This window comes from Paenibacillus sp. DMB5, assembly GCF_001517085.1.
GTDB lineage: Bacteria > Bacillota > Bacilli > Paenibacillales > Paenibacillaceae > Paenibacillus_AQ.
This window is the reverse complement of the sequence record NZ_LRAC01000013.1, coordinates 1-26,889: the sequence shown is the minus strand read 5'-3', so window position 1 is coordinate 26,889 and position 26,889 is coordinate 1. Positions and strand designations below refer to the sequence as shown.

The 26,889-nt window shown below is 52.5% G+C and carries 27 protein-coding genes; 23 read left to right on the top strand and 4 right to left on the bottom strand.

Annotated elements, in window-relative coordinates:
• Nucleotides 1-14 precede the first annotated feature (14 nt).
• From AWJ19_RS03155 to AWJ19_RS03085, 15 genes are all read left to right on the top strand, one after another.
• Nucleotides 15-1,139, top strand: coding sequence for a response regulator (locus AWJ19_RS03155; RefSeq protein WP_068721468.1), 1,125 nt, complete (start codon nt 15-17; stop codon nt 1,137-1,139).
• A gap of 175 nt (nt 1,140-1,314) precedes the next feature.
• Entirely contained in the window at nt 1,315-1,533 is a 219-nt protein-coding gene (locus AWJ19_RS03150; protein ID WP_198536456.1) for a hypothetical protein, read from the top strand.
• Between the two features lie 86 nt (nt 1,534-1,619).
• A complete protein-coding gene (locus tag AWJ19_RS03145) occupies nt 1,620-2,291 on the top strand; it encodes a hypothetical protein (RefSeq protein ID WP_128083485.1) in 672 nt (223 codons plus the stop codon).
• A complete protein-coding gene (locus tag AWJ19_RS03140; protein WP_068721467.1) occupies nt 2,288-3,499 on the top strand; it encodes a glutathionylspermidine synthase family protein in 1,212 nt (403 codons plus the stop codon). Before AWJ19_RS03145 ends, AWJ19_RS03140 begins: the two co-directional genes overlap by 4 nt.
• Nucleotides 3,500-3,554: 55 nt before the next feature.
• A complete protein-coding gene (locus tag AWJ19_RS03135) occupies nt 3,555-4,160 on the top strand; it encodes a hypothetical protein (protein WP_241781579.1) in 606 nt (201 codons plus the stop codon).
• A complete protein-coding gene (locus AWJ19_RS03130; RefSeq protein WP_068721463.1) occupies nt 4,157-4,549 on the top strand; it encodes a DUF350 domain-containing protein in 393 nt (130 codons plus the stop codon). The genes AWJ19_RS03135 and AWJ19_RS03130 overlap by 4 nt, the downstream gene beginning before the upstream one ends.
• A gap of 79 nt (nt 4,550-4,628) precedes the next feature.
• The gene (locus AWJ19_RS03125; protein WP_068721462.1) at nt 4,629-5,642 is read left to right on the top strand and encodes a potassium channel family protein; all 1,014 of its coding nucleotides are present in this window, start codon (nt 4,629-4,631) and stop codon (nt 5,640-5,642) included.
• A 212-nt stretch (nt 5,643-5,854) separates the two neighbouring features.
• Complete coding sequence (locus tag AWJ19_RS03120) at nt 5,855-7,006, top strand: glycosyl hydrolase family 8 (protein WP_068721461.1); 1,152 nt, start codon at nt 5,855-5,857, stop codon at nt 7,004-7,006.
• Nucleotides 7,007-7,024: 18 nt separating this feature from the next.
• A complete protein-coding gene (locus tag AWJ19_RS03115; RefSeq protein WP_241781573.1) occupies nt 7,025-8,560 on the top strand; it encodes a hypothetical protein in 1,536 nt (511 codons plus the stop codon).
• Nucleotides 8,557-10,116 (top strand): hypothetical protein, encoded by a 1,560-nt coding sequence (locus AWJ19_RS03110; RefSeq protein WP_068721460.1) that lies wholly within the window; start codon nt 8,557-8,559, stop codon nt 10,114-10,116. Before AWJ19_RS03115 ends, AWJ19_RS03110 begins: the two co-directional genes overlap by 4 nt.
• 20 nt (nt 10,117-10,136) lie before the next feature.
• Entirely contained in the window at nt 10,137-11,387 is a 1,251-nt protein-coding gene (locus AWJ19_RS03105; RefSeq protein WP_068721458.1) for a glycosyltransferase, read from the top strand.
• 39 nt (nt 11,388-11,426) lie between these two features.
• Entirely contained in the window at nt 11,427-13,526 is a 2,100-nt protein-coding gene (locus tag AWJ19_RS03100; RefSeq protein WP_082707674.1) for a cellulose biosynthesis cyclic di-GMP-binding regulatory protein BcsB, read from the top strand.
• Entirely contained in the window at nt 13,516-14,370 is an 855-nt protein-coding gene (locus AWJ19_RS03095) for a diguanylate cyclase (RefSeq protein ID WP_068721456.1), read from the top strand. The genes AWJ19_RS03100 and AWJ19_RS03095 overlap by 11 nt, the downstream gene beginning before the upstream one ends.
• A 98-nt stretch (nt 14,371-14,468) precedes the next feature.
• Nucleotides 14,469-15,257 (top strand): SDR family oxidoreductase, encoded by a 789-nt coding sequence (locus tag AWJ19_RS03090; RefSeq protein ID WP_068721454.1) that lies wholly within the window; start codon nt 14,469-14,471, stop codon nt 15,255-15,257.
• Nucleotides 15,258-15,613: 356 nt separating this feature from the next.
• Nucleotides 15,614-17,188, top strand: a complete 1,575-nt coding sequence (locus AWJ19_RS03085) for a diguanylate cyclase (protein WP_068721453.1) — start codon at nt 15,614-15,616, stop codon at nt 17,186-17,188.
• Between the two features lie 94 nt (nt 17,189-17,282).
• On the opposite strand, the gene AWJ19_RS03080 is transcribed toward AWJ19_RS03085, so the two are convergent.
• Nucleotides 17,283-18,332, bottom strand: coding sequence for a copper amine oxidase N-terminal domain-containing protein (locus tag AWJ19_RS03080; RefSeq protein WP_068721452.1), 1,050 nt, complete (start codon nt 18,330-18,332; stop codon nt 17,283-17,285).
• 191 nt (nt 18,333-18,523) lie between these two features.
• On the opposite strand from AWJ19_RS03080, the gene AWJ19_RS03075 reads away from it, so the two are divergent.
• The 6 genes from AWJ19_RS03075 (at nt 18,524) to AWJ19_RS03050 (ending at nt 22,095) form a co-directional block, all read left to right on the top strand.
• Entirely contained in the window at nt 18,524-19,237 is a 714-nt protein-coding gene (locus AWJ19_RS03075; RefSeq protein WP_068721450.1) for an HAD family hydrolase, read from the top strand.
• An 84-nt stretch (nt 19,238-19,321) separates the two neighbouring features.
• On the top strand, nt 19,322-20,428 hold the full coding sequence (locus AWJ19_RS03070; protein WP_068721447.1) for an MBL fold metallo-hydrolase: 1,107 nt from the start codon (nt 19,322-19,324) through the stop codon (nt 20,426-20,428).
• Nucleotides 20,429-20,527: 99 nt separating this feature from the next.
• Nucleotides 20,528-20,806 carry a hypothetical protein gene (locus AWJ19_RS03065; protein ID WP_068721445.1) on the top strand — a complete coding sequence of 93 codons (279 nt, stop codon included), beginning with the start codon at nt 20,528-20,530 and terminating at the stop codon, nt 20,804-20,806.
• Between the two features lie 301 nt (nt 20,807-21,107).
• Nucleotides 21,108-21,308: a cold-shock protein gene (locus AWJ19_RS03060; RefSeq protein WP_068721443.1), complete on the top strand. Its 201-nt coding sequence runs from the start codon at nt 21,108-21,110 to the stop codon at nt 21,306-21,308.
• Between the two features lie 124 nt (nt 21,309-21,432).
• Nucleotides 21,433-21,663 carry a cold-shock protein gene (locus tag AWJ19_RS03055; RefSeq protein WP_068721440.1) on the top strand — a complete coding sequence of 77 codons (231 nt, stop codon included), beginning with the start codon at nt 21,433-21,435 and terminating at the stop codon, nt 21,661-21,663.
• Nucleotides 21,664-21,846: 183 nt separating this feature from the next.
• Nucleotides 21,847-22,095 (top strand): hypothetical protein, encoded by a 249-nt coding sequence (locus AWJ19_RS03050; RefSeq protein ID WP_068721438.1) that lies wholly within the window; start codon nt 21,847-21,849, stop codon nt 22,093-22,095.
• Between the two features lie 20 nt (nt 22,096-22,115).
• On the opposite strand, the gene AWJ19_RS03045 is transcribed toward AWJ19_RS03050, so the two are convergent.
• Nucleotides 22,116-22,715 carry a class I SAM-dependent methyltransferase gene (locus AWJ19_RS03045; RefSeq protein WP_068721436.1) on the bottom strand — a complete coding sequence of 200 codons (600 nt, stop codon included), beginning with the start codon at nt 22,713-22,715 and terminating at the stop codon, nt 22,116-22,118.
• Between the two features lie 112 nt (nt 22,716-22,827).
• The gene (locus tag AWJ19_RS03040; protein WP_068721434.1) at nt 22,828-24,213 is read right to left on the bottom strand and encodes an MATE family efflux transporter; all 1,386 of its coding nucleotides are present in this window, start codon (nt 24,211-24,213) and stop codon (nt 22,828-22,830) included.
• 274 nt (nt 24,214-24,487) lie between these two features.
• Here AWJ19_RS03040 and hxlA point away from each other — a divergent pair, with 274 nt between their 5' ends.
• Together hxlA and hxlB are read left to right on the top strand one after the other, a co-directional pair.
• Nucleotides 24,488-25,120, top strand: a complete 633-nt coding sequence (gene hxlA, locus AWJ19_RS03035) for a 3-hexulose-6-phosphate synthase (protein ID WP_068721432.1) — start codon at nt 24,488-24,490, stop codon at nt 25,118-25,120.
• A 7-nt stretch (nt 25,121-25,127) separates the two neighbouring features.
• On the top strand, nt 25,128-25,682 hold the full coding sequence (gene hxlB, locus AWJ19_RS03030; RefSeq protein ID WP_068721430.1) for a 6-phospho-3-hexuloisomerase: 555 nt from the start codon (nt 25,128-25,130) through the stop codon (nt 25,680-25,682).
• A gap of 588 nt (nt 25,683-26,270) precedes the next feature.
• On the opposite strand, the gene AWJ19_RS03025 is transcribed toward hxlB, so the two are convergent.
• The gene (locus AWJ19_RS03025) at nt 26,271-26,591 is read right to left on the bottom strand and encodes a cupin domain-containing protein (protein ID WP_068721427.1); all 321 of its coding nucleotides are present in this window, start codon (nt 26,589-26,591) and stop codon (nt 26,271-26,273) included.
• Nucleotides 26,592-26,889: the final 298 nt, after the last annotated feature.

The window sequence follows — 26,889 nt, the reverse complement described above, 5'->3', positions numbered from 1 at the left end:
GGTGAACCTGGCTTATGAGGGCAATATTAATAGATGACGAAAAACCCGCGCTGCAGCATCTTGAACGGCTCCTTGCGAAAGACGGACGGCTGCAGGTTGCCGGCAAATATACCTCGGCAAGGCTGGGGCTGCAGCATCTGGAGCAGGAGAAGGCCGATATCATCTTCCTGGATATCGGAATGCCGGAAATGAACGGCCTGGAGGCGGCCGAGCATATTATGAAGGTGGACCGCAATATCCGGATTGTCTATATCACAGCATACAGTGACTATGCGATTGATGCCTTTGAGCTGAATGCGGCGGATTATCTGCTGAAGCCGGTCACGGCACAGCGGCTGAACAAAACACTGGAGCGGCTGGTCAGCCGTGAGGAGCAGGCCGCTCCTCAGCCGGCCGCCGCGGAACAGGCCGATAACCCGTGGATTCTCTGCTTCAAGCGGCTGGAATTCATGGACAGGAACGATGCCGGCAGAAAAACGCTTTGGCGGACCAGCAAAGCGCAGGAGGTGCTGGCGCTGATGCTTCACTACCGCGGGCAATGGGTGCTGAAGGACATGATTGTGGATCTTGTCTGGCCGGATTTCAAGCCGGAAAAGGCGGTAACCAATCTGCATACAACGGTGTACCACATTCGCAAGCTGCTCAAGACGTGGGGGATGGAGGTCACGGTGGAATTTTCACAGGAACGCTACCGTCTGGTCACCGGTAATGCTCCGCTCGATGTGGAGCGGTTCGTTCAGGGCTGGCAGGGCGGTGCCGTTAAGGACGAGCAGGACTGGGAGCGCCGGGAGGCCGTGCTGTCATTATACCGCGGGGATTATCTGGCCGAGCATCACTACGGCTGGGCAGAGGCAAAGCGCAAGGAGCTGCAGGCCAATTATATTCAGATGTCGCTGCGGTCGGCTGAATATGAACTGGATACGGATCGTCCGCGGCAGGCGCTTGCCCGGTTGTCCGCACTGCAGGAGGTGGACCCCTATTCGGAGGATATCTGCCGTCTGGCCTTGCGGAGTTATGCCGCACTAGGCGATTTTCCCGGATTCCGGAGCCATTATGACCATTATAAAATGCTTCTGCAGAATGATCTGGGCATCGGTCCGGGCAGTATAATGGACAGCTGGGTTCAGAATGCCTTTTAGCTAAATTTCATGGTCTGGTGCTTTATGTAGCTGAGTTGCCCGCATTGCCATATGCGCTGCGGTTCGGCTATTTTTCTTCCGGCCGAAAGCTGTGCGCAGATCCTGGAAGATGAAACGAAAAGAGGATATTTGCGTATCAGAAGCGTAATAGTTAACAGGAAGGAAGTGTAATTTAGTGGATAATGGAATGAGTGTTATTTTGTTTGAAAAGCTGCCTGAAGGTGACCTGCGTGTCATTGAGGAGCGGGTATGGAGCATGAACATGATTACCGCCCTGGAGCATGTGAATTACCTTGTGGTCGGCGGCAAGGAATACGAGACGGTGGAAGGAAGACTGAATGTGGATCAGGGGAAGCTGGAGCTTCTGCTTGTTCCGATGCGCACCGAGGGTTAAGAGAGCGCTAGAGAAAGGAGGCAATGATTGTGGATAATGATGAGAAAAAGGCAAAGGAGCCTGCCAGGGACAGCGGCGGGCCCAGATTGCTGAACTCGGAAGGCAAACCGCTGCGTGTTCTGTCAACCTCTCTGGGCATCGCCCTGCTGGCGAACGCGATGTTCGTTCCCGGGGGCGTTCACGCCACCGGCGGGAGCACAGGCAGCGAGCCGCAGCTGGTGTCGTGGTCGACTGAAGAGGTCAAGGCCTATTTTGACGCAAATGTGGACTGGAACATTCCTTATCCGGAGGAGGATACCGAGGAGACCGTACAGGAGGGAACCGGTGTTGTTTCTTCCGGCGGAACGACGGTAATCAACAATTACGGGGGATACAGTAACGGCTTCGGCTGGGATGACCTGCTGCTGTACCACATGCTGTTTAACAGCGGCTCAAACTACTCCTCCAGAGGCTGGTATAATGACCGGCCCACTTATTACGGAGGCACCCGGACCACCTATAAGCCGCCGACGTATAACAGCGGAAGCTTTCAGAACAAACAGGTCACTGGCTCAGTCGTTAAACCGAAGACCTCTACATCCTCGACCGGCTCGATCACCCGCAGAGGCTCCTCCTCGGCCGGCGGCGTAGGCGGAAAATCAAGCGGACTGGGCTCCTCGACAGGCTCAGGCAGCAAGTCAAGCTCATCGGTTAAATCGGGGTCCTCGAAGAGCTCATCCTCCAAAAGCTCAGGCAGAAGCAGCGGTTTCGGCGGATGAGTCCGGAGAACAGCGTTTTTCAGCTGCTGGACCAGTCGGGCCTGGAGCGTGCGCCGCGGGTAGAACGGCTGCATGAGCTGGGATTCACGTGGGCTGATCTTGAGGAAGAGGAGTACTGGCTGGACGCTATTGCTGTAATGTCCGCAGAGACTTACAGGGAGCTGGCCGATGCTTCGGAGAAGCTGTGGGGAATTCTGGATAAGGCGGTGCGCTATGTCCACCGCAGACAGGATTTATATGAGCTGCTCGGCATTCCGCCGGTATTGTGGCAGATGCTGGATGATACGCCGCTGCCCGAACCGGGGCTGATCAGCCGGTATGCCCGGTTTGATTTTGCCGTAGCGGATGACGGGACGATCAAGCTGCTGGAGCTGAACGCAGACACGCCAACAGGATATGTGGAAGCGTCCATCGCGACGCCGTGGATCTGTGAACAGGCCGGTATCGGAAGTCCGAACGCAGGAATGAAAGAGCTGCTGGCTACGGCTTGGAGCCATGAGCGCCCGGACACCGCTGCCTGTGTTGCTTACGGCACCCACCAGGAGGATTCAGGGACCATAGAGGCGCTTGTACGCCACAGCGGCCTGGATATAAAGTGTGTGGACTGCCTCGAGCTGTGGATTGATAACGGCAACGTGTATGACGGGCAGAACCGGCGTATTGAGCGGATGTTTGCCCTGTATCCCAAGGAATGGATGGCAGTAGATGAAGGCGGCGATGCGCTTGCCTACGCCGTAGAGACAGGGCGGCTGCAGCTGTTTAACGGGCCGCACAGCATCCTGCTGCAATCCAAGGGCCTGGTTGCCGCCGTATGGGGCATGTATGAGCTGGGGCTGCTGTTTACGGAGGAGGAGCGGCAGGTAATCTCCCGCTATGTTCTGCCGACGTACAACAAGCCGGTATTCTCGGGAAGCTTCGTGTCCAAATCGGTATTCGGCCGCGAGGGGGGATCTGTACGCCTGTTCAATGACAGCGGCGAGCTGGAGCTTGCGGACGAGGAGGGCTTTGACAGCAGTGTCTTATTCCCGACCGTATACCAGAAAAGAGCAGAGCTTGCCCGGATCAATACTTCCGAGGGTGAGCTTCACCTGCTGACCGGCATGTTCGTGATTAACGGGAAGCCCTGCGGGCTGCTCGGGCGGGCTGGCGGACCGATTACAGGCAATGCCAGTCATTTTATTGCGTTAGGAGTGAGTGAGCTTGAATAGGAATAAAGGGAATATGGGGCGGGCTGCAGGAACAGCAGGAGCCCGGCTGGCTGCGATGCTTGGCATGCTGATGATTGCCGTGCTGCTGCTCGGCGCCTGCTCCAGCAATGAGGACAGTGTATTTCATACCGGTACTCCAGCGGAGACCACGGACAGTGTGTCGCGTGTGCCCTGGGATTACCGGGTGGTAGAGAGCACGGTGGGCGATCTGATCGGCAGTGACATGACCGTTTTGCCGGATAATGAGCTGCTGCCCAACGACGGGAACTATGCTACGGGTGACAAGATCTGGACACTGCAGTTCATGGATGCCGAGATGACGACCACTGCCGATCAGAAGAATGAGGTCCGGCTGTCTGAATGGATGACGCTTAAATCGTATCCTGACCAGAACACCGCGGCAGAGGATCTGAAGAATCTGAAGGTATCGATTACAACGGACGTCGACCTTGTCGGGGTATACAAAACGAAATACCAGGAGAAGACAAGAAACTTTGCGGTGCTCGAGCTGCCCTCCGGCAACCGGATCAAGCAGCCGATAGATGACGAGCGCTATAAGGCACTGGAGAAGGCAAAAACAGCTTCAGTGGTGCTGGAGGAAGTGCATGATTTTGCCGATTATGATTCGGCTTATGCGAAATTTCGGGGGTGGGCGAATTGACGATAGTAATTAATCTGGTGGTCAGTGTCTTAACGATTATTCTGCTGCAGGTGCTTGGCATGGTCGTCTTTACGCTGATGACGCCATTCAAGGACATGGATGAAATCAAGAAAGGCAATGTCGCAGTAGCGCTGGCGCTCGGCGGCAAGTTCCTGGCCACAGCGATTATTCTTGGTGTGGCGGCGTATACGAATACGTCGATCTGGCATATGATGCTGTGGTTCGCTGTAGGGTATGTCTGCCTGATTGCAGCGTACTGGATCTTTGAACTGTTCACTCCGGGCTTCAGGATTTCCGAGCAGCTGAAGAACGGTAATACAGCTGTGGGAACGATGCTTTGTCTGGTATTTATCGGAACGTCCTTTGCGGTAAGCAGCCTGATTATCTGATAGCTTTGCATTAATCTGCGGCTGTCCGCCGTCCATAAACCGGCGGCAGCCACATTAACTAGGGAAGAGGGGCGGGCAGGTGCATTTTCTCCTCAAATTATCCGGCAAGCTGATTGCATTGAAGAAAAAGACCATTGCTGTCATGATTCTGTGCTTTGTTGTGCTAAGCGCCACGATTGCGTATGCACTGGAGCCTGATACGTTTAACAGCTGGTTCAATGCGTTCTATTGGGTCATGACGACAATGTCTACTGTAGGCTATGGTGATTATTTTGCCGCTACGCCTTCAGGCAAGGTATTTACGATATTTCTGTACATCTTCGGCATCGGCCTTCTAAGTCTGGTGATCGGTAAGGTTGTCGAGGCAATGGGAGAGATACAGAGAAGGAGAGGGGCGGGAACCTTGAGCTTTCACGGGACAGACCATGTGGTGCTGATTAACTGGAGCCGGAAAACGCAGGCAGCCGTAGATGAAATTCTGTGCTATGCGCCGAAATGCCAGATTGTCATAATTGACGAGACCGGCAAGCATCCGCTGGAGCAGATGGAGCAGGTGCATTTCATTAGCGGGGATCCCTCTAGCGATGAGATTCTGCTCAAGGCCGGCATCCGCGGGGCGAGAGCGGCCATTGTATTCAGTGACATCCGTATTGACGAGGCTTCACTGGTTGACGGCAAATCGCTGCTGATCATTTCCAGTATTGAGCGGATTGCTCCGCAGGTACATACGACAGTAGAGATTATGCAGGAGAAGCATATTCAGAATTTCCGGCATGTCCAGGTGAATGAATTTGTGCTGTCGCATGATGCAGTTTCAAGGCTTGCTGTAAGATCGGCGCTGCAGGAAGGAAATTCAGAGGTGATCAGCCAGCTGCTCAGCCGCGGGCATGGGGACGACATCTATGAGGTTCCGGTGAATGCAGGCTGGCGGACGTATGGAGAGGCCTTTCAGGCGCTGCTGCTTCAGGGGGCCACCCTGCTGTCAGACCGCGGCGATCTCGGAATCAACCGCAAGCTGGACCAGCTGATCCCGCCGGATGCCAGACTGTATGTCGTGTCAGATGAAGAAACGTACCGCAGGATTAAAGGATAATGTTCTCATTTAATAGAGCTGCCCGGGTTAGGCATAACCTGCAGGCAGTTTTTTTGTGTCTGGACTTGATCATAGCCCCGTTAAAAACTAGGAAAAAGGAATCATTTTATTATTTTGGCACAAAATGATGGGAAAAGAGTTCAACTTTGTGACTTATATTACCGTAATATAATTATCGACAAAAAAATCCCTTTATGTAGAGGAGTGATGGTTTGGATAGAGGACGCAGCACCCTTCTGGTCTGTCTAATGTTTATGGTCTTACTGGCTGGCTGCAGCAACAAGGCACAGCCTGCACCTTCAGCGAGTACAGCGGCTTCTTCTTCCCCGTCACAGACCCCGGTCCGGCCGCCTGAAGGGAATACTGCAGACATACAGAAGCTGTATAGCTTTATCGACAAGCATCTTACCGGTCCCTATGGGGTGTATACGAATCTGCTGGAAACAGACCAGTCAGCAGAGGTGGCAACCGGCCATGAGATCCTTAGTGAATCCGCCTCGCTGATGATGCTTAGTGCCGTACGCAACAGGGATGCCGGGCGGTTTGCCGGAGAGTGGGAGCTCGCCAAACGGGTCTTCGCCATGGAAGGCGGGTTCAGCTACCGTTACAGCCCCGAAAAGGATAAGCAGTATACGGTTAATGCCGCTGTGGATGATCTGCGGATGATCGGGGCCTTATATGAGGCCGGAGAGGTTTTTAATAATCAGGAATATAAAGACGAAGCCGCAGAGCATTCCAAGAAATTTTATAACAATAATGTTAAAGATGGCTATATGTTTGATATATATGACAGTTATTACCACAACAACAACGGGTTTATAACTTTGTGTTATATTAATCTAAGTATTTTGCGAAATTTGTCGATTAGTAGCGAATCTAAAGGTATTTTGTTGCACAATATGAGCGAAATCATTGAGGGCGGGTATCTGTCCGATTCCTTTCCTTTCTATGAGACGAGATTTGATTATGCATCGGGAGCTTACAGCTCAGACGGTATTAATACAGTTGAATCGCTGCTCAGCATTCTGAATCTGACCGAGGTCGGCCGGCAGAATCCGGAAAGCCTCCGTTATATTCGAGAGCAGGTTGCGGCGGGTACGCTGTACGGGCAGTATACGCGTGACGGCGAGCCGGCGAATGATATACGCTCCACGGCAATCTATGCGCTGGCAGCGATGATTGGTGCAGCCGCCGGTGATGATGCACTTTATGCGGACAGCATCCAGCGGATGAATGAATTCAGAGTTACAGACCCGGCAAGTCCGCTGTACGGCGGGTTTGGGGACACGAATACCGGACAGGCATACTCTTTTGACAATCTGATGGCGCTGCTGGCTTATTCCTACTCCTCCAAAAACGAATGATAACGAAGGTGAATCCGCTTGATCTACAACACTGTTAAGACAACATTGCGGCAGAGCGTTATGCTTGCCGGCTTCCGCTCCTCCCCGGCCTTCGTTGCCGCCTTCGGGGTGCTGCTGATCACGGTGATCGCCCTGTTCACGGCTCCCTATATCGGGATGGCCGATAACGGCGACTTTTTCCGGAATATATACAGCAACGGACTTTATTTCAGCCAGCCGGATTATGACAGCCAGTACTTTGGCTATTTCGTGAAGCAGTTCGGCATCTATCAGTACTATAACGAAAACGGGGCAACACTCGACTCGTCCCAGTCCCTGTTCATCAGTCTGGCCATCGGCCTTAACAAGCTGCTGTTCAGCAGCACGGTGTTCGATATCCGGTTTCAGGCGGCCATTTATACGCTGCTCTACGCTGCTGCCGTTTACCTGCTGGTGGAAGCCATTACGTGCCGCATGACCCGCAAACAGGGGATGCTGTGCGCCCTTCTGGCCATTTTTGTTTTTGGTGATACGGGTTACACTGCCTATTTCAATTCTTTTTATAGCGAGAGCATTGTATTGATCATGATGCTGTACGTGTTTGCCGCATGGCTGCTCCTGTACAGGAAGCGGTACAATGATTATTTTCTGCTGGTCCTGTTTGTCATCAGCGGGCTGCTCCTCACAACCTCGAAACAGCAGAATGCCCCGGTAGGCATTATTCTGGCTGTACTCGGAATTATGCTCCTGTGGGTAAGAAAGGACCGGATCTTCCGTGTAATGACGGTGATTTCACTGGTTCTGCTGTTTGCAGCCGGAATCGGCACCTACCTGAACATTTCCAAGGAGTTCGTCAACATCAATCAGTATCATGCGATGACCCGGGGAGTGCTGAAGGATTCAGCCAATCCGGAGACCTCGCTGAAGTCCTTCGGGATTAATGAACAATACGCTATCCTGAAAAACAATATTTACTATGAGCAGTACGGAACGGTTGATGTCAATTCACCGGTTCTGGAGGAGAATTTCTACAGCAAATACGGATTCGTCTCGATCCTGAAATATTATCTTACGAATCTGGACCAGTTCGGCTCGATTCTGGATGTGGCTGCCCAAAGCGCGTTTTCCATTAAACCTGCAGCCATGGGTAACTACGAGCAATCGGCGGGCAAGGAATTTCGGGCCCAGAGCCACTTTTTTGCCCTGTACAGTCTGCTGAAGGGGATTCTTGCCCCGAAAACCTTCGGCTTCATCCTGCTCTGGATGGCGCTGGTGACCGGGCTATATATGCCGTCCTTCATCAAAGCGCTCAAGGCGCGGGATTCACGGGGGATGCAGCGGATGGCACTGATTGTAGCCAGTATGGCAGTAGGCTTGTCCGGTATTATGGTCTCCATTATCGGGGCAGGCGACGCGGATATCTCGAAGCATGAATTCCTGTTCACCCTGTCCTTTGATCTCGTATCGGTGCTGGCCCTGTCCGGTGTGATCGGCCGCAGATTCTCCGGCAGCCGTGAGCCGGCAGCGGGCATGGCAGCCCGCATGCCGAAGGTGCAGAAGGGCGTCAGCATATGAGCAGCCGCAGACTGGAACTGCTTCTGCCATTGCTGCTGACGCTAGTCCTGCTGCTGCAGCCTGCAGTCCCGGCAAAAGCGGCTGCGCTGCAGGTTGCGGCCAAGCAGCCCGGAGTGCTGCTGCTGTATGACAGTCTGGCAGCAGGGACCCCGCGTGAAGGGAATGTACGGGAGCTGGAACGCCTGCTTGCCGCCTATCCTGTCCAGGTGACTGTGGTTTCGCTCGATCATTATGAACAGGGGGACATGGAGGCATATGCCAGAGTCATTACCGTTATTAATTACCCTGAACTGTCTGCCGGCACATCCTATGAGTCTGACATTGACCGTTACCGGGGGCAATACCTGCATATCGGGTATAATCCGCCCGCCGGACTGCAGCGGACTATGCAGCTGTCTTCCGGTCTGATTGAGGAGGGAAGCGCCGGGCTGTCGGTTGGCGCTTTTCGGGTACCGGTTATCAAGCTGCAGCAGGCTCCATATATTGCGGCGGCCAGAGCGGAGAAGACTTTCGGCAGCCTTACGCTTCCGGGTGCGCCCGGCAAGGTTCCATATGCCATTAGCTCAGGCAGCTACACCTATGCGCCGTATCTGGACGCAGGTAATGCCGGCCGGCTCGCGATGGCTTATGTACTGAAGGACTGGCTGGGAGCAGCTGCTGCCGCTGAGCCTTATCTGGTTATTAAAGAGATTTATCCGTTCTCGGATCTCTCCCTGCTGGAGAAGCTGGCCGGCAGACTGTACGATGCCGGAATTCCGTTCATTGCCAGTGTACGGCCGGTATTCAGCAATACGGACTTTCCGGCCATGCAGCGTTATCTGGATGCGCTCAAGGTAGTGCAGTCCAAAAACGGGAGCATTCTGGTCAATGCTCCCGTTGTGATGCCTTCCATTAACAGCAGTGATCACACACTTGGCGATAAAATGAACAGCTTTATTAATCTGCTGGCAGAGAACGGCATAGCGCCGCTGGGCATCGGGGCGGACCTTTATTGGACCTATGATAAGGAGTATTCCTCGGCCGGCATGAAGTTTTTTGACTCGGTGGTGCTGTTCCCGGATGAAAATGTAATTCATATGGAGAAAACCAATGTTTCCGCCGCCTTCACGTCCTCGCTCTACAGCATGACATCCGATTTTCTGGCGGACCTTATGCATGAAGGCAAAACCATGCCGCAGCTGCCGGTGAATACAGCCGTGACCCTAAATCTTCCGGAGGATGAAGCGGGACTGGAGGCGCTGCTGCAGACGGTGGAAGGCTACTGGATTACCTTTGCCGATTATAAACAGGCCGCGCATAAGACGGTTACAGACAGCTATACCGTTACCTCCGCTGACGGAGTGCTCAGAGTGAACGGTGAAGCGCTCAATGTAGATTATGTTCCCGAGGCAGTAAGCAGTGATTTTCAATATAAAGAGGAGCAGTACCAGAGCTTTAGAGGGCTCTTCAGTATTCAGAACCAATTTTTTATCGTTGTTATTATTATTGCCCTGCTGTTCTTCGGGGGATTGCTGACGGTCGGCTACAGGCTGTACCGCCGAAAATATTTGAAATAAAGTCTGACCAGGAGGCTGACATGACGATCTCGGACGTGCTGATGGTAATTGCGGTGATCTGTATCTGGTCGCTGCTGCTGGTCAATGTTGCCCTGATTATTGCCGGGTATTTGTATTACATTCAAACGGAGCGGGAAGAGGTTCCTGAGATCAAGGGTGAATATCCGTTTGTGACGATCATGGTCCCTGCCCACAATGAGGGTGTAGTAATCAGTAAGACTGTAGAATCGCTGCTTGCGCTGGATTACCCGCATGACCACTATGAAATCATAGTCATTAACGACAATTCCTCGGATAACAGCGCCGTGCTGCTGGGAAATATACAGAACAGGTATCCGGGACGCAATCTGCTGATCATCAACACCGATTCCATTACCGGAGGCAAAGGAAAGTCCAATGCGCTGAACATCGGCTTTACCCGCAGCAAAGGGGAGCTGATCGCCATTTACGATGCTGACAATACGCCTGAGCGGACGGCCCTGAAATATCTGGTCGCCGAGATCGTTTCCGATCACCGGCTTGGCGCTGTCATCGGCAAGTTCCGGACACGCAACCGTGATGCCAGTCTGCTTACCCGGTTTATTAATATAGAAACGCTGTCTTTTCAGTGGATGGCCCAGGCCGGTCGGTGGAAGCTGTTCAAGCTGTGCACCATTCCGGGAACCAACTTTATTATGCGCAGGTCCATTGTAGAGGCGATCGGCGGCTGGGATGTCAAAGCGATTGCCGAGGATACCGAGATCAGCTTCCGCATTTACATGATGGGCTACCGGATCAAATTCCAGCCGAAGTCGGTCACCTGGGAGCAAGAGCCGCAGACGGTAAAGGTCTGGTTCAAGCAGCGGACCCGCTGGGCCAAAGGCAATGTCTATGTCATTGTCAAAAATCTGCCGCTGCTGTTCGACCGCTCTGCCTCCAAAATCCGCTTTGATATTCTGTACTATGTGTCGATTTATTTTCTGCTGCTGATCTCATTGATCACCTCTGACCTGCTGCTGGTGCTGCATGCGATGGGATACGTGCATACCACCATTGCCGGCCTGAGCAGCTTTCTGTGGCTGCTGGCCATAGTGTTGTTCGTGGTCGGGATTTTTGTCACTCTGACGACCGAAAAGGGCGAGATGAGCTTATCCAATCTGGGCATTATTCTGCTGATGTATGTTTCTTACTGCCAGCTGTGGATGGCCGTTGCCGCATACGGAATGTATAACTACCTCAAGGACGTTATTTTCAAACGGGAAGCCAAATGGTACAAAACCGAGCGCTACTAGGCGCTTGTGGAAGATAAATAAGGGACACAGGAGATTCGGATGACAATAAAAAAACAGATCATGCTGCTTACGCTCTGCCTCGCTCTTTTCCTGTCTCTGCTGCCCCCGGCTTCTGCAGCCGCAGGGCTTCCGGGTGCCGGCAGACTGACATATGAAACCTCCTTCACCGGCACGGACACCGCGCTTTCCGGCGGAGCAGCATCGCAGCAGTTTTTTACAGTGATGGATTACTGGAATGTGGAAGACGTAAAGATCAACCTGCACTTTCAGGTTTCGCAAATCACAAGGGAGCAGATGTCGAGCATAACGCTGTCACTGAACGGTATCCCGTTCCACTCATTCCGGCCGTCGCCTGCGGACAACGGGGAGCAGATTATCAGCATTACTGCGCCTAAGGGCTTTTTGAAAAAAGACAGCAACACGCTGACCCTTCAGGGCGATCTGAAAACGGCGGCAGACAATAATCAGGTATGTTACGTGGACAATTCGCCGGACAACTGGCTTCATTTCTTCAATACCTCAAGCATAGCGGTAACCTACAGCATCAAGGCGCTTACCGGCGGCATCAGCGATTTCAGCGAACGGTTCTCGGGCATTGATAACGTGAAGAGCGGCAGGAGTCTGATCACCGTACCGGCGGGGGCTTCCGGTCCTGAGCTGGAGGCGGCTACTTATGCTCTGTCGGGCTTCGCCAAAGAGAATGCGCTGACAGACAAAACTATCGGTATGCTCCCTTACCGGGAGGATACGGTGAAAGACAAGAATGCAGTCGTTCTGGTGGCCATGTACGGCCGTGTACCCGCTGAGCTGAAGCAGCAGCTTAGTACAAAGGAGGAGCTGGGCACGCATGCGCTGATCCAGCTGGTGAATAAGGACAGCCGGCCGACGCTGGTCGTAACCTCGCAGGATGAGAGCCTGCTGATCAAGGCGGGTAGAATGGCGGCAAGCACGGAGCTGATGAGCCAGCTTGCAGGTGATCTGAAGGTGATCGACGGCTCCACGCAGGTGGACGAGCCGGCAGGCAGCATCAGCTCGGATGTAACGCTCACCGAATCCGGTGACAAGCTGTCCGGCCCGAACCACCGGGAGCAGACCTATTTCGTCGCCCTGCCGTCCAACCGGTCGATTGCCGACGCCGGAAGGATCAGCCTTGATTTCCGCTATGCCGGCAATCTAGATTTCTCCCGCTCGCTGGTTACCGTGAGCATTAACGGTACACCGATCGGCAGCAAGAAGCTGGCGAAGGAGCTCGCCAACGGGGATACGCTCACTCTGGCAGTGCCTAAGAATCTCAATATCTCCGGCAATTTCTCGGTTACGGTAGCCTTCGATCTGGAGATGGAAAATGCCGTCTGCACACCGAATACCGAACAGATGCCGTGGGCGTACATTGATAAGGAATCGCTGCTGCATCTGAATACCAAGGACCGGACAGACCTGCTGTTCAATAACTATCCGTATCCGTTTCTGCGGGACGGCATTTATAATCATGTAGCGGTGGTGCTGCCTCAGGAAATGGATGACTATGCCTATCAAAGCCTGGCAAATGTCTTCAATCTGCTGGGACAGTATTCGGAAGGCAATACAGGTGACGTTCACTATTACACTGACGAGGTCAGTGCTGATCATCTGAAGAACAACAATATTCTGGCCGTCGGCTCCTATCAGAACAACAGGATTATCCGGGACAACAACGATAAGCTGTTTTTCCGGTACAGCAAGGACGGGACAACCTTTGTTTCCAATGAAAAAATGAGCATTGAAGAGCAGTACGGCTCAGCGATTGGAACGCTGCAGCTGATGGCATCCCCTTACGGGAACGGTAACGGCTATATGGCGGTTACGGCGGTAAATGCCGAGGATTATTATCTTGCTTCCCGGCTGATTGCCAGCGAAAAGGACAAGTGGAAGGTATTCGGCGATGGTGTGGTTGCCGACAAGGATGGTAATGTCAGTGCCTACCGGTTCAAGACCGATACAGGGGCACAGCAGGATTCGGCGTTGGAGCAGATTGTGCAGCGCAGTGATGTGCTTAGCTTCGTCGTTGCTGTAGTCCTTGTAGTTGCCCTCGTACTTATAGCACTTCTTCTGCTGCTCCGCAAACATATGAAGAAACGTGGTGATAGACGTGAGACGTAACCGCAGCAGCCTGGCTTCAGACCTTGGCTTCCTCGGCTTTCTGGTGCTGATGTTCATCTGTGTTGTGTTTATCGCCGGTTCGGGCAGCGGCTATATGCAGAATATCATCATTCTGAATATCGCCTTCCTGCTGGCGCTGGTAACGTATTTTACCACGGTAACCGCGGGGCTGACGCTGAACCTTGCTTTTATCTTCATCTACGGCCTCTTTACTGTATATCAGACGGTATCAAGGGGAGAGACGATCGGAGTCAGCACTTACTTCTGGCTGGTTATGGTCCCGCTGATCACAGTGATGCTGTGGGTCTTCACCTCAAGCTCCCGCGGGCTGCAGGCGGAGAATGAGCGGCTCAAAAAAGCAGCGGCTAATCTGGCTACGGTGGATGAGAATACCGATCTGCGCAACAGCATTGCTTTTCAGAAGGATGCCAGCCTGTTTACGGGGATTTCCACCCGCTACGGGATTCCGCTGACGCTCCTGGTCGTTAAGGTAAAATACTGGAGCGAGATCCGCCGGCTCATCCCGGAGGAGCAGCTGTCCGAGGCGATCTATGACGTCTCCCAGCTAAGCCAGTCCAGTATCCGTACGAATGATGCACTCTATCTGCTGGATAAGGACGATGCGACCTGGGGACTGCTGCTCTTTACGGATCACGATGGCGCAAGGATTGTAATTGAACGGATCAAGCTCAAGCTTCAGCAATTGAACGAAAATGAATTCTCCGGCAAATACAAGGTTAATCTTGGACTCAAGATCGGAGCTGTACAGTATGATGCGGCGGCGATCGAGAATCCGCTGGACTTCATTGTCCAGGCCAAGAAGCAGCTGGAATACGATGTGTAAAAGGGAAGCCAGACTGGATATCCGTTACGCTCTCTTTTACAATTGGTTTATCCCGCTGCAGACAGCCGGCGGAACTTGAACCAGGAGGCGGAAAAGAGATGGATCTAGGTCTGGCAGGCAAATCGGTATTTGTAGCGGCTGCGAGCAAAGGGCTGGGACTGGCTACTGCGCTGGAGTTCGCGCGTGAAGGGGCTAAGGTGACGATAGCAAGCCGCAGCCAGGCGCAGCTTGAAGCGGCTGCGCAGCGGATTGAGGCGGAGACCGGCGCGGAGGTGGCGCTGGTGGAAATGGATGTTACAGACCCGGAAGCGGTACGCGAGGCCATTGCTGCTGCAGCCGGATGGGCGGGGGGCATCGATGTGCTGGTCACTAATGCCGGCGGGCCTCCTGGCGGGGGCTTCTCCGATATGGCAGACAGCGACTGGGCCGGCGGCTTCGAGCTGACGCTGATGAGCACGGTGCGGCTGATCCGCGAGGCGCTGCCCTTCTTGCGCGCAGCGGGAGGCGGAAGAATTGTCACGATCAGCTCCGCATCCATCAAACAGCCGATCGACGGGCTTATACTCTCCAATGTGTTCCGCGCCGGCGTTCAGGCGCTGAATAAGAGCCTTGCCGCCGAGCTGGCGCCTGAGCGCATTCTGATCAATACGCTTGCCCCCGGGCGGATCAGCACAGACCGGCTGATACAGCTGGACAGCAAGCGGGCCGAGGCAGAGGGCCGGGCGCTTGAAGAGATTCAGCAGGCCTCGCTGAAGAATATCCCGCTTGGCCGGGCCGGGACGCCGGAGGAATTCGGGAAGGCGGCGGTCTTCCTCGGTTCTTTTGCCAATACGTATATCACCGGGCAGGCGCTGCTGATTGACGGAGGGGCGGTAAGATCGCTGTAGCGCTTCAGCCTGGTTTGTTTGAACGGTGTCTTTTTCGGGTAATGATAAGCAGGTGGGAAGTGGAAGGCATCAATTAACGGATGGAACGGCATGTAATGTGTATTCCGAAAGGTAGTTGATTACCCATGTACTATCTGAAAGGGAAACAGAAAACAAAATCGAGATTTCGTCGGTTGTTTTCAGGATTTGTCCCCTAGCAACTGGAAACTGGCATAACTAAAAATTCGCTTCTCACCTTTAATATGACCCTGCGGGCTGCCCGCAGGGTCTTTGTCTATTTTGGGCAGAAGGTTCAATTGTGAACAGGAGTAGGATATAATAAAGCAAAGCTATTACTAAATTAGGAGAAATATGACATGCCGTGGATGCAGGGTTATCCCTATTATTTAATTATGGGCAGTGTTCTAAGTCTCTACATGGGCGTCAGCTCCAGCCGGTACCGCAACACACCGGGAAGGCGCTATTTATGGATCTTATTGCTGGTGGTCAGCGTGATTTTTGCGGCTACGGCCGGAGAAATCCTCTCGGAATCTTTTCAGGCCAAGCTGTGGTGGAGAAATATTCAGCAGGCTCCGCTGTTCTTGAGCACCATCTTTACTTATGCTGTAATCAAAGAATACATATCACGTTCTTCGGACGGGCTGAACAGACGGCTGGCTCTTTTTTGCATTCCGGTAGCTCTTTACGTGCTGCTGATTTTCACCGATTCGTGGCATCATCTGATGCGTACCGGAGTCGGTATGAATACCGTGGCGGGTGTGAGCGGGATTGTCGTACATCCGACCGTGCTGAATATGGCGCTCATTGCGTATGACCAGTTGTTTGGTATATACGCAGTTTTTCTGTTGGCAGTTTCCCTGCAGAGCGCGTCCAAGTATTATTTTAAATGGAATGTCCTTATGCTGCTCAGCCTGCTTGTTCCCATCGGGTCTATCTTTCTGCTGCCGCTGCTCAAGATTACAATTACCGGTTTTATTGCCTTTACCTATCTGCCCCCGGTGATTATAGGTTACTTCTCCATGTTCCGGGACCCGGAGCTCTCGATCTACCCCAAGGCAAAGAAGCAGATTATCGAAAATATGAAGGATGGCATTGTGCTGACCGACCGCTTCAACAATATCATTGATATCAATGAGGCCGGGGAGCTTATGCTGTCCGCGCTGGCTGAGAGAGCTGAGAAATCGTGGCTGGGCAAAAATATTTTTCTGCTGCTGGAACACTACGGTGAGGTGGCGGTACATTATTACCAGCGGCTGGAGGGCCAGTTCGAAATTGATGTCCCCGGTACCGACGGGTCCTGTTATGGCTTATCTTTGATTACCACTGAGCCGGGACCAGGGATGTCAGCGGGTATGCTTATTGTATTCAGTGATCTCAGTGAGAAAAAAAGATATGAGCGTGAACTCCTCTATCAGGCTACGGTGGACGATCTGACGGGTCTGTATAACCGCAGGCATTTTATGCGGCTGATCGAGAATTATGCATTGCAAAATGAAGCGGGAATAGCCCTGCTGCTGTTCGACATTGATGATTTCAAGCTGATTAATGATACCTATGGCCATATGGCCGGAGACCAGGCGCTGATTGATTTCTCGGACAAAATACTACGGATGTACCAGAACAGGGGCATTGCCGGACGGATCGGAGGCGAGGAGTTTGCCGTCTGCTTCCTTGCAGACAATGAAGAAGCTGCACTATCGGAGGCAGAGAAGTTCTGCAGCGAGATGTCCCGTCATCTTGTCAGGCTCGACGGCGGCCAGCGGATCAGTCTTACGGTCAGCGCCGGCATTGCCTTTACGAAAGACAGCGGCGCAACATTTGAAACGTTATACCGTGAAGCGGACGAGGCGCTCTACCTATCCAAGACCGGCGGCAAAAACAAAGTTACACTGGGGCGAAAGCCTGCCTTGCGGGAGGCCCGCAGCCTGTAGCTGAATGGATATGCTTCCGGCATGTGCCCGAACGTAAAAAACCGCTGACCCTGTCAGGATGACAAGGGCCAGCGGTTCTTGCTGCTGCTTATTTTTACTGCTGCTGTGCAGGCAGAACGACAATCTTCCATGCTGTCCCGATAGCCGGGAGGCTTCTGGTCAGCATCGGGCCATAGAAGCCGATGACCTTTGCGCCCTGGGCAATAGCATCAGCCTTGGCAGGCTCACCGCTCTCATTGACGATAGCAGCGTCAGCGGGCAGGCGGAGCACGATTTCGCTTTGTGAGGTTTCTGTCAGGCCGGTACCGTTAATGCGGATCAGCAGCGACCCGTCCTGAGAGGTGTTTATACTTTCCACAGCACCTTCTGTACCCAGCAGACCTTCCGGCTGTGCGGAATCCAGCACGGTAATCTGATAAGCCGGCGTCTGCGGCGGCAGGCTTCTTGTAGAGAACAATGCATGCTCGGCTTCAATAGTCATGCCGATTTGCAGGTCGGCTACAGTCAGCCTGGTTCCGTCTGCCTTCAGGAGAACCGTATCTTCACTTAAGTTAAGTACAAGGCCGGAGGTGCCGGTGCCTTTAATCTGAATGGACGGAAACTTTTTATCGGCATTAATGGCAGTAATAACACCATTCTCCGTCATATGCTCTATGGCTGAGGCGATCACGATCTTTTGTCCCTCCAGGGATACAGTCTGGTGCAGCACTTCGCTCACAAAGGAAGCGGGCACAAACAGCTTATTCTCAAGCGTCTGTGGTGCTGCTCCGAGCGTAGTGGCCATTTTATTTACGGTGTAGCGGTTTTCACCGCTCTTAACGGTTGTGAAGATATTGCCTTTGGTCACTTCTGCCGATTTAGTGGACTGGTTCCAGGTAAGGTTGAAGCCCAGGGCTTCTGCAACCGCGCGCAGCGGCACAAGCGGCTCTTTGGCAGCTGAAGGCTGGAAGCCTTGTTCTGTGAGGGCTGATCCGTTTAATTCAATAGTAAATATCTTGGCGGCGGCAATAGTGCTTATGCCTGCAGCCTGCGGCGTTTTGCCTGTATTCAGGGAAGTAACCACAGGAGCGGCCGAAACAGCTCCGGTAGACAGGGCCAGGGATAGAGTTAAAAGGACTGCGCTTGTTTTCAGGGTAGTTTTCATCGTTGTAAGCTCCTTTGGTTTGGTTATGTTTATCAGGTGTTAGTCATGTACTAAACGGCAGCGGCCTGGATTTTGTTGCATATATATTCAGCTTGTCTGTTTATTTGTAGTACACTAGGGATGTTTATGTCCGGAATGCCGGCAGACCAGGCCGGATGATTTAGAGCGGAAAAGGAAAGGGGAGAGCAGGTATGTACGACACATATATCTTTGATTTGTACGGTACTCTGATCGATATTGAGACAGATGAGGAGCATAATGAGGTATGGGAGCGGTTATCGCTGCATTTCAGCTATCACGGGCTGAATATTAATGGAGACGAGCTGAATAAGCGGTTTCTGGCAGAACGGGACCGGCAGCTTGCCGCTGCAGCCCGGCACTGTGAGTACCCTGATTTCGTTATGGAGGAGGTCTTCCGGGAGATAGCCCGGGATTTGGGCGGTGAGCCCGGACAGGCCTGGCTCCATGAAACCGTACGCTGGATGCGGACTTTATCCATGATTCACATCTCTCTGTATGAGGGTGTGGCGGAAATACTCGGGCGGCTTAGAAGCAGCGGCAAAAAAGTCTTCCTGCTCTCCAACGGCCAGAAAACCTTTATCGAAGCAGAGCTGACGATGCTGGGCATCCTGCATCTGTTCGACGGGATTGCCATCTCCTCAGAGGCGGGGGTCAGCAAGCCTGATCCGCTGTTCTACCGTTATCTGACCGACAATTACGGTGCGGATCTGAGCTCGGCAATCATGATCGGCAACGATCCCCGCACCGATATTGCCGGAGCGAACGCAGTGGGCATTGCTTCCTGCTATATAGAGACCGCCTCCTCGCCGCGCGGCGTTCCGGTTAACAGCACGGTTCAGATCCTGAACGGTGATCTGCGGCAGATTCCCGGCTGGAACGGGTAGGGCGGGCTGTACATTTGCCCGGCCAGGTGCAGCGCCGTATAATATGTCCATGATCTTAATCCAGCAGGAGAGAAGGACAAAAGAATGACCGTTATTATTATCATTGCAGCGTTAATTCTGGCACTGATTGCCGCTGCATATATCGTTATGAGCCTCTATCCGGCCTTTGGCGGCCGTGCCTCAAAGGCCGAGCGGGAACGGACAAGCCGCTCGCTTCAATACAGGCAGGGCAAGTTTGTTTATCCCTTTGAGACGGCCGCGCCCGAGGGCAAGCCGGAGGGCGGCCTCTCGATTCTCAGGGATTTCCTTAAGGGTAACCCCAATTCGAGGCCGAAGCAGCCGCTTCAGCCCGTGCCGCTGTTGGCCGGCTCTATCCGGCAGAGCAGGGATACCCGGGCCACCTGGTTCGGCCATTCGGCTGTCCTGCTGGAGATTGCAGGGGCCGCCATCTTCCTTGATCCGATGCTGGGGCGCGCGCCGTCTCCGTTTCCGTTCATCGGCGGCAAACGCTACAGCAGTCAGCTGCCGGTTGAGCTGAACGACCTGCCTCAGCTGGATGCCGTTGTACTGTCCCATGATCATTATGACCATCTGGATTACGGGACAATCCGGGCGCTGCAGCAGAAAACAGCATTGTTCATTGTGCCGCTAGGTGTAGGCGCCCATCTTAGACGGTGGGGAATAAGCGCGGAGCGTATCCGCGAACTGGACTGGTGGGAGGAGACTTCTCTGGCCGGACTGACACTGACCAGCACACCGGCAAGGCACTTCTCCGGGCGCAGCCTGCTGGACCGCAATACTACACTGTGGTGCTCCTGGGTGATCCAGGGCGGGCAGGATAAGGTTTTCTTCAGCGGAGACAGCGGCTACGGGCCGCATTTTGCGGAGATCGGGCAGCGGTACGGCCCGTTTGATCTGACGCTGATGGAATGCGGACAGTATGACCGGCGCTGGGCGGATATTCATATGCTGCCCGAGCAGACGGTCCAGGCACAGCTTGATCTGCGGGGCAGGCTGATGATCCCGATTCATTGGGGAGCCTTCACGCTTGCCTTGCATGACTGGACCGACCCTGTAGAGCGGGTGCTGCGCGCGGCGCAGCAGCAGGGGCTGCGGCTGGCTACGCCGAGAATCGGCGAACCCGTTCAAGTAGGTGAGGAACGGTACCCTTCCATGACCTGGTGGAGATGAGGCAAGAGCGGCGGGGACGGCGTTATGCTACAATAGATATTCATGGCGCATGCCTGCGCTTTTTTTAGATGATGTAACGCTAAGGAGTGACTGAATAGTATGAGCGATAAAGTAAATGAACAAGAGCTGCTGGAGGTGCTGGCTGCCAAGACCAAGGTGGATCCTAAGCTGATCAAGCTGGTGCTGAAGCATGAGCAGACCTTTATCAACAATGCCAAAGCCAACAGCAAGGGCGAGGTTGATATTGATAATGATGATCTGGTGGACTATGTGACCGCCCAGCGCGATGTGAAGCTGGACGAGCTGACGGTTGAAACCATCCTTGATGCCGAAATGGATTATCTGATGGACAAAGGGCTTGCCGGCTATATTGACTAAGCGGTACTGCCCGGGTCATGGGGCTGCTGTAGAGACGCCAATTGCGGAGCGGCAGCAGCTTTCTTTGGCTGCTTTTGTATGGCATATTTAAATCTTTGGAATTTATTATAAAGTTTATTTTGCTTTTGGTAACCAAGTGTGCTATGATGTGATTAATCATAAATTTAACCCCTAATTCACATATTGGAAAAGGTTATCATTTGTGCGTATGAACCTTTTCCAATGTGTGAATTTTTATTTATTCGTACAATACGTAAGAATAAAAGGACATGTGTTAAATAATCTATTGGAGGTAATACAAATGCAAACAGGTACAGTTAAATGGTTCAACGCAGACAAAGGTTTCGGTTTTATCGAGGTTGAAGGCGGAAGCGACGTATTCGTTCACTTCTCCGCAATCACTGGTGAAGGCTTCAAGACTTTGGATGAAGGCCAACGCGTTGAGTTCAACGTAACTCAAGGCGCTCGTGGACCACAAGCCGAAAACGTTGTAAAACTGTAATACGCCTACAAGCAAAGAGGCTGTCCTTAACATCTGTTGAGGGCAGTTTTTTTTATAAGCCATTCGCCTTAAGTTTCTGTATAGCTTAACAAATAAGAGATTTGAACTTGAGGAGGGTTTATTTATGTATTTTCGCAAAAAAGCACAGGAAGATTTGCCGCAGGAGTCTACAGCGATCTGGTCATGTACGAAAGAGGGCTGTACCGGCTGGATGCGTGACAACTTTGCTTTTCAATATGTGCCGACCTGCTGGCAGTGCAATTCGCCGATGTCCCGCAGTATGAAGATCCTGCCTATGCTCGTGAATACGAATCATGACATGAAAGCAATCAAAAAGGGCATTTCAATTAATTAAGCTGTATGCGTACGGGCTTGTTCCTGCAGAGGAGCGGGCTTTTTTTGTTAGGAGCGTTGACATTACAGGGCGGTTAGATCATGATTAGGATATGGTACCAAAAATACATTAATAGAAAATAATACAAATTCAGAATGTGTGCAGGCACACTCTCTTAAGTGAAAAAAGGAAGGGGCGAAGCTGGTGTTCATTAAAGTTACGCTTAGAGTGCTGCTCGGAATCATGATCGTTATAAATGCTTTCAATTTCAGCTATAAGAATCCGCTGCTGTTTATCATTACTTGTGTGGTAGGAATAATGGTTGCTTGTCTGGACCTTTACCATGATTTTACCAGGAAGAAAGTACTCACCTATATGGCAGGTACTGTCTTCCTGATTGTGTGGTATGCGGCAATTGACCAGGGCTGGATTACGGCGTTGACGTTTATTTAAGCTTTCTGGCATGCCTTCAGTTAAAGGGCTGGGAGAGAGCATGAGAACTGGAACAGCTCCTCATCCTGTATAATAATCTGCTGAAAACCGTACCGGACAGCCAGCTCTACAAGTTCGGAATCTGCAGGAATCGGGTCATGTGCAGGGCGATAGCCAATCCGGGTATGATGCTCCCGCAGACCTTGCCTTGTACGTGAGTGGGCAATCATAAAGGTTCCTCCGGATTTCAGGCAGGAAGCTGCATTGGCAAACAGCATATCCAGCCTTGTAAAATGGGGGATGCTGTTGTAGAGCAAAACAAAATCAAAGGGCTGTCCCCCATCAAAAGGCTTCTCGAAATCGGCAACCCTCGTCTCTGCTTCCGGATAGTTACGGCGGAGTACCGCAAGCATCGCAGAGGAGATATCGACGGCCAGATAACGGCCCGGAAGGATATCAAGCGACTGCAGCGCTGCCGGGACAACACCGGTGCCGGAGGCTACATCGAGCAGACTGTTACCGGATTCCAGGCCAAGCATACGGACTACCTTTTGTGCCAGAGCAATATCCAGGCCGGAGTTGCTCCAGTCTGCTGCGAGTGAATCGAACTGCTCTGCTGCGGTTTCTTTATGGGAATGCATGGTTATCATCCGTCCTTACCGTTAGATATGTATGAATATGGAATTTATTATATACGCAAAAAGGCGGCCCGTCAGGTACATATACCTTGGCGGGCCGCCTTGTATTTACAGATCAGTGAGCTGCGGCAGGTGCAGGAGCCACCGGCTGTGCATTAGCGTCATGCTGGATCAGGCCATGCTTTTCCCAGGCTCTGCTCTTCCAGCGGAAGTACATAATAACGGCTCTGACCCACTCGTCAAAAGCAGTGGCAATCCACACTCCGGCCAGCCCCATATTCATCTGGAACACCAGCACGTAGCCGAGCGGCAGGCTCATGCAGACCATGGAGATCAGGCCCATGTAAACGGGGAACTTGGCGTCGCCGGAAGCGCGCAGGGAGTTGATGATGACCAGATTGCAGGTGCGGCCCGTCTCCAGAAAGAAGCTGAGCAGAATAACCTGCGCACCCATCATCACGATAGTCTCATTATCGGTGAACAGCCCAAACAGCGGAACACGGAAGGCGATGACAATCACATCGATCACGACGGTGACGAGCAGGGCCCATTTCACACTGGTGAATACCCGGCTGTAGGCTGACTGTGTCTGCTTTGCTCCTACAAGATGACCGACAATAATCGAAGTACCCATTGATACAGCTACACTGAAAAGGTAGATGTAGTTAGAGATGTTCAGCGCGTACTGGCGGGTAGCCATGGCTTCAGCGCCCAGATAAGTGATGTAGAGCGTGAACACAAGCTGGCAGGACTGATAAGTAATGGATTCAAAAGCAGCCGGGATGCCGATTTTGAGGATTTGCATCACGTATTTTCTGGACAGGGAGATATAGTAGCTCCACTTAACCTTCACTTCCATGATCTGATAGAGCAGCAGGAAGAACAGAACAAGACAGATCAGCCGGCTGGCTACCGTTGAGATGGCAGCTCCCTGCACACCAAGTGCGGGCAGTCCGAAATGTCCGTAGATGAGTATATAGTTACCTGCTACGTGAATCACGTTCATCAGCAGCGAAACCATCATCGTCTGCTTGGTGAAGCCGTAGGTACGGATGGTGGTAGCCAGCGCATTCAGCAGGGCCTGCAGGAATATCCCGCCGCCGACAATATTCATGTAGACCTTGGCATGAACAAGAATATCGCCCTGCACATTCAGTGCAGTCAGCAGATTACCGCCAAATAGAAGCAGTATTGTACTGAGAACAATACCCACGAGCAGGTTTAGCGTAATAGCGTTGCCGGTGACATTTGCCGCCTCCAGAGGCTTTTTGGAGCCCAGATACTGTGAGACGACGATAGCCGCACCATTGCCAATCACACTGAGAATCAGGATAGCCATGGCAATAATCTGATTGGCCGCCCCGACCCCGGATACCGCATCATCGGATACGGAGCTGATCATAAAGGTATCCACACTGCCCATGAGCATGAACAGGAATAATTCCAGGAAAATCGGCCAGGTCAGCTTAAAGAGATTAAATTGTTGGTCTTTCGTTTTCATCTATGCACCTCTTCGGATCATTGCTGGGAGTCGATTATTTTCAAATCTAATGTATGTTAGCACAGCTTTTATGAAATTGCAGTATTTTTCGTGAAAATAATGAAAGGATTGGTGGAATTTCTTTCATTAGTACGATTAGCTGAAGCCGCGAAGGGACCAATAGTATCCTCCGGGTAACTACATCACGGGAAAGTGCCTACTTCCTTTTTTGACTGCATGAACTTACACTAAGTCCAGAACTTACAAAAATATATCGAAAAAGGAGCCACAATATATGAAATTGCAATTAGCGCTTGATCTTGTAGATATCGCCGGAGCCAAGGAAATCGTCTCGGAGGTTGCTGAGTTTATTGATGTCGTTGAAATCGGAACTCCGATTGTTATTAACGAGGGGCTGCATGCGGTAAAAGCGATCAAGGACGCTTTTCCGGCGCTGACTGTGCTTGCTGACCTGAAAATTATGGACGCTGGCGGTTATGAAGTGATGAAGGCGGCGGAAGCAGGCGCGGACATCGTGACCGTGCTTGGCGTATCCGATGACTCCACGATTAAAGGCGCAGTGGAAGAAGCCAAGAAGAGCGGACGGGAGATCCTGGTTGACCTGATCAACGTTAAGGATATTGCCGGACGTGCTGCTGAAGTAGATGCGCTTGGCGTTGATTATGTCTGCGTTCACTCCGGTTATGACCACCAGGCTGAAGGTAAGAACTCCTTTGCTGACCTGCAGGCGATCAAAGGCGTGGTTAAACAGGCCAAAACAGCCATTGCCGGCGGCATCAAGCTGAGCACCCTGCCGGAAGTCATTGCAGCCGGACCTGACCTTGTTATCGTTGGCGGCGGAATCACCGGGGAAAGCGACCAGAAGGCGGCGGCAGCTGAAATGAAGCGCCTCGTCAGCCAGGCCTAATTCTCCAATGGATACTGCGGGCTACGCACAGGAGATTATAGGAGAGCTGCAGCGCTCGGCGGCGCAGCTGGATGACGGCGGAGCGGAGCCGTTCGCTGAGCTGCTGCAGCGGTCGGGCAAGATTTTTGTGGCCGGAGCCGGCCGCTCCGGCCTGATGGGCCGGGCCTTCGCCATGCGGCTGATGCATGCCGGCCGGGCAGCCTACGTCGTCGGTGAGACCGTGACTCCGGGTATCGAAGCCGGCGATGTGCTGGTGCTCGGCTCCGGCTCCGGCGAGACGAAGGGCTTGGTCGCCATGGCCGAGAAGGCCAAGGCCATCGGCGCGGCAGTCGCGCTGGTCACAATCGCGCCGGAGTCCACGCTTGGCCGGCTGGCCGATTACACTGTGCAGCTGCCGGGTGCAACGAAGGAGGCCAGCGGGGAGCGGGCCACCATCCAGCCGATGGCTTCGCTCTTTGAGCAGACGCTGCTGGTGTTCTACGATGCCGTCATTCTGCGGCTGATGGAATGGACCGGCCAGACCACGACCCAGATGTTCGGCAAGCATGCGAACCTTGAATAGAAACAACGCCTGTCCGGTTTATCCGGGCAGGCGTTGTTTGGTTTATATGGCTGGTGCCGATTGTGTTGGGCGGATGCCGCACTTTTTAACTTAATTGCACTTTGTACAACTAAAACGTCTGTTTTTTGATCCTTTTCCAGTATAGCTGCACTTTGTGCAGCTATACTGGCGTTGGAAGCAGATTTTGAGCATTTTAGGATGATTTAGTTGTACGGAATGCAGTTATACGGCTGGTGCGGGTAAATAATCTAGGAATAGTTGTACAATGTGCAGCTAAGTATAGCTAAAAGCAACTAAGAGCAGTTAAGAGCAGTTAAGAGCAGTTAAGAGCAGTTAAGAGCAGTTAAGAGCAGTTAAGAGCAGTTAAGAGCAACTAAGAGCAGATAAGTGCAGATAAGTATAGCTATGTTGACAGCCGCGTTATCGTATCTATACGGGGGCTTGCTGAGCAAATTGAGCGGAGGTTCGCCTACGTTGGCTAACGATAATCTAACTATATATTCGCTTCCCGGATTCTGTGCAGGACAGCGCCTAAAATCCGCTCATTCCGCCACCCATTCCTCACCTTACTTCTTCCTTCACCTCAGCTTAACGCTTCAGCAGATCCTCACGGATCGGTGTAAAGGCATCAAGCAGCGCCGAGTCATCCTCAAGGGCGGTAACGCCATGCTTCGCGCCCGACGGGATAGCAATACTCTGGCCGGCCGATACGGTATGCTCCGTGCCGTCGATGCGGAAGATAAAGCTGCCGCGCAGGCAGTAGCTCATCTGCTCATGCGGATGGCTGTGCTCGTAGCCCTCGGCTCCTTTTTCAAAATGAACCTCCATCATCATCAGACTTGCCGCCGCGTTCAAAATACAGCGTTTTACGCCCGGCTCCGCCGGTTCCCATACTCCAAGGTTACTCATACTAAATTGCCTCCTTTAAGGTAGATAAAATGGTTGCTGCAGGTACAATATCAGGATGATTGTATTCTATACAATAGCTTGGCGGCATTCTATGCTCAAAATCCATTCTATTGTATTTCATACAGCAGAATTGAGGCATGTTGCCCATATTGAGTACTTGTCAGCTAAATCGATTGCACAAAGTGCAGCAGATCTGATATTTCGGCCAGCCTGAGGCTGATCTATTGAAACGAACTGCAATAGAGCTTTGCCCTGGTCAGCTTTATTGCGGCACAGCAATCCGGATCGCCCCCGGTTC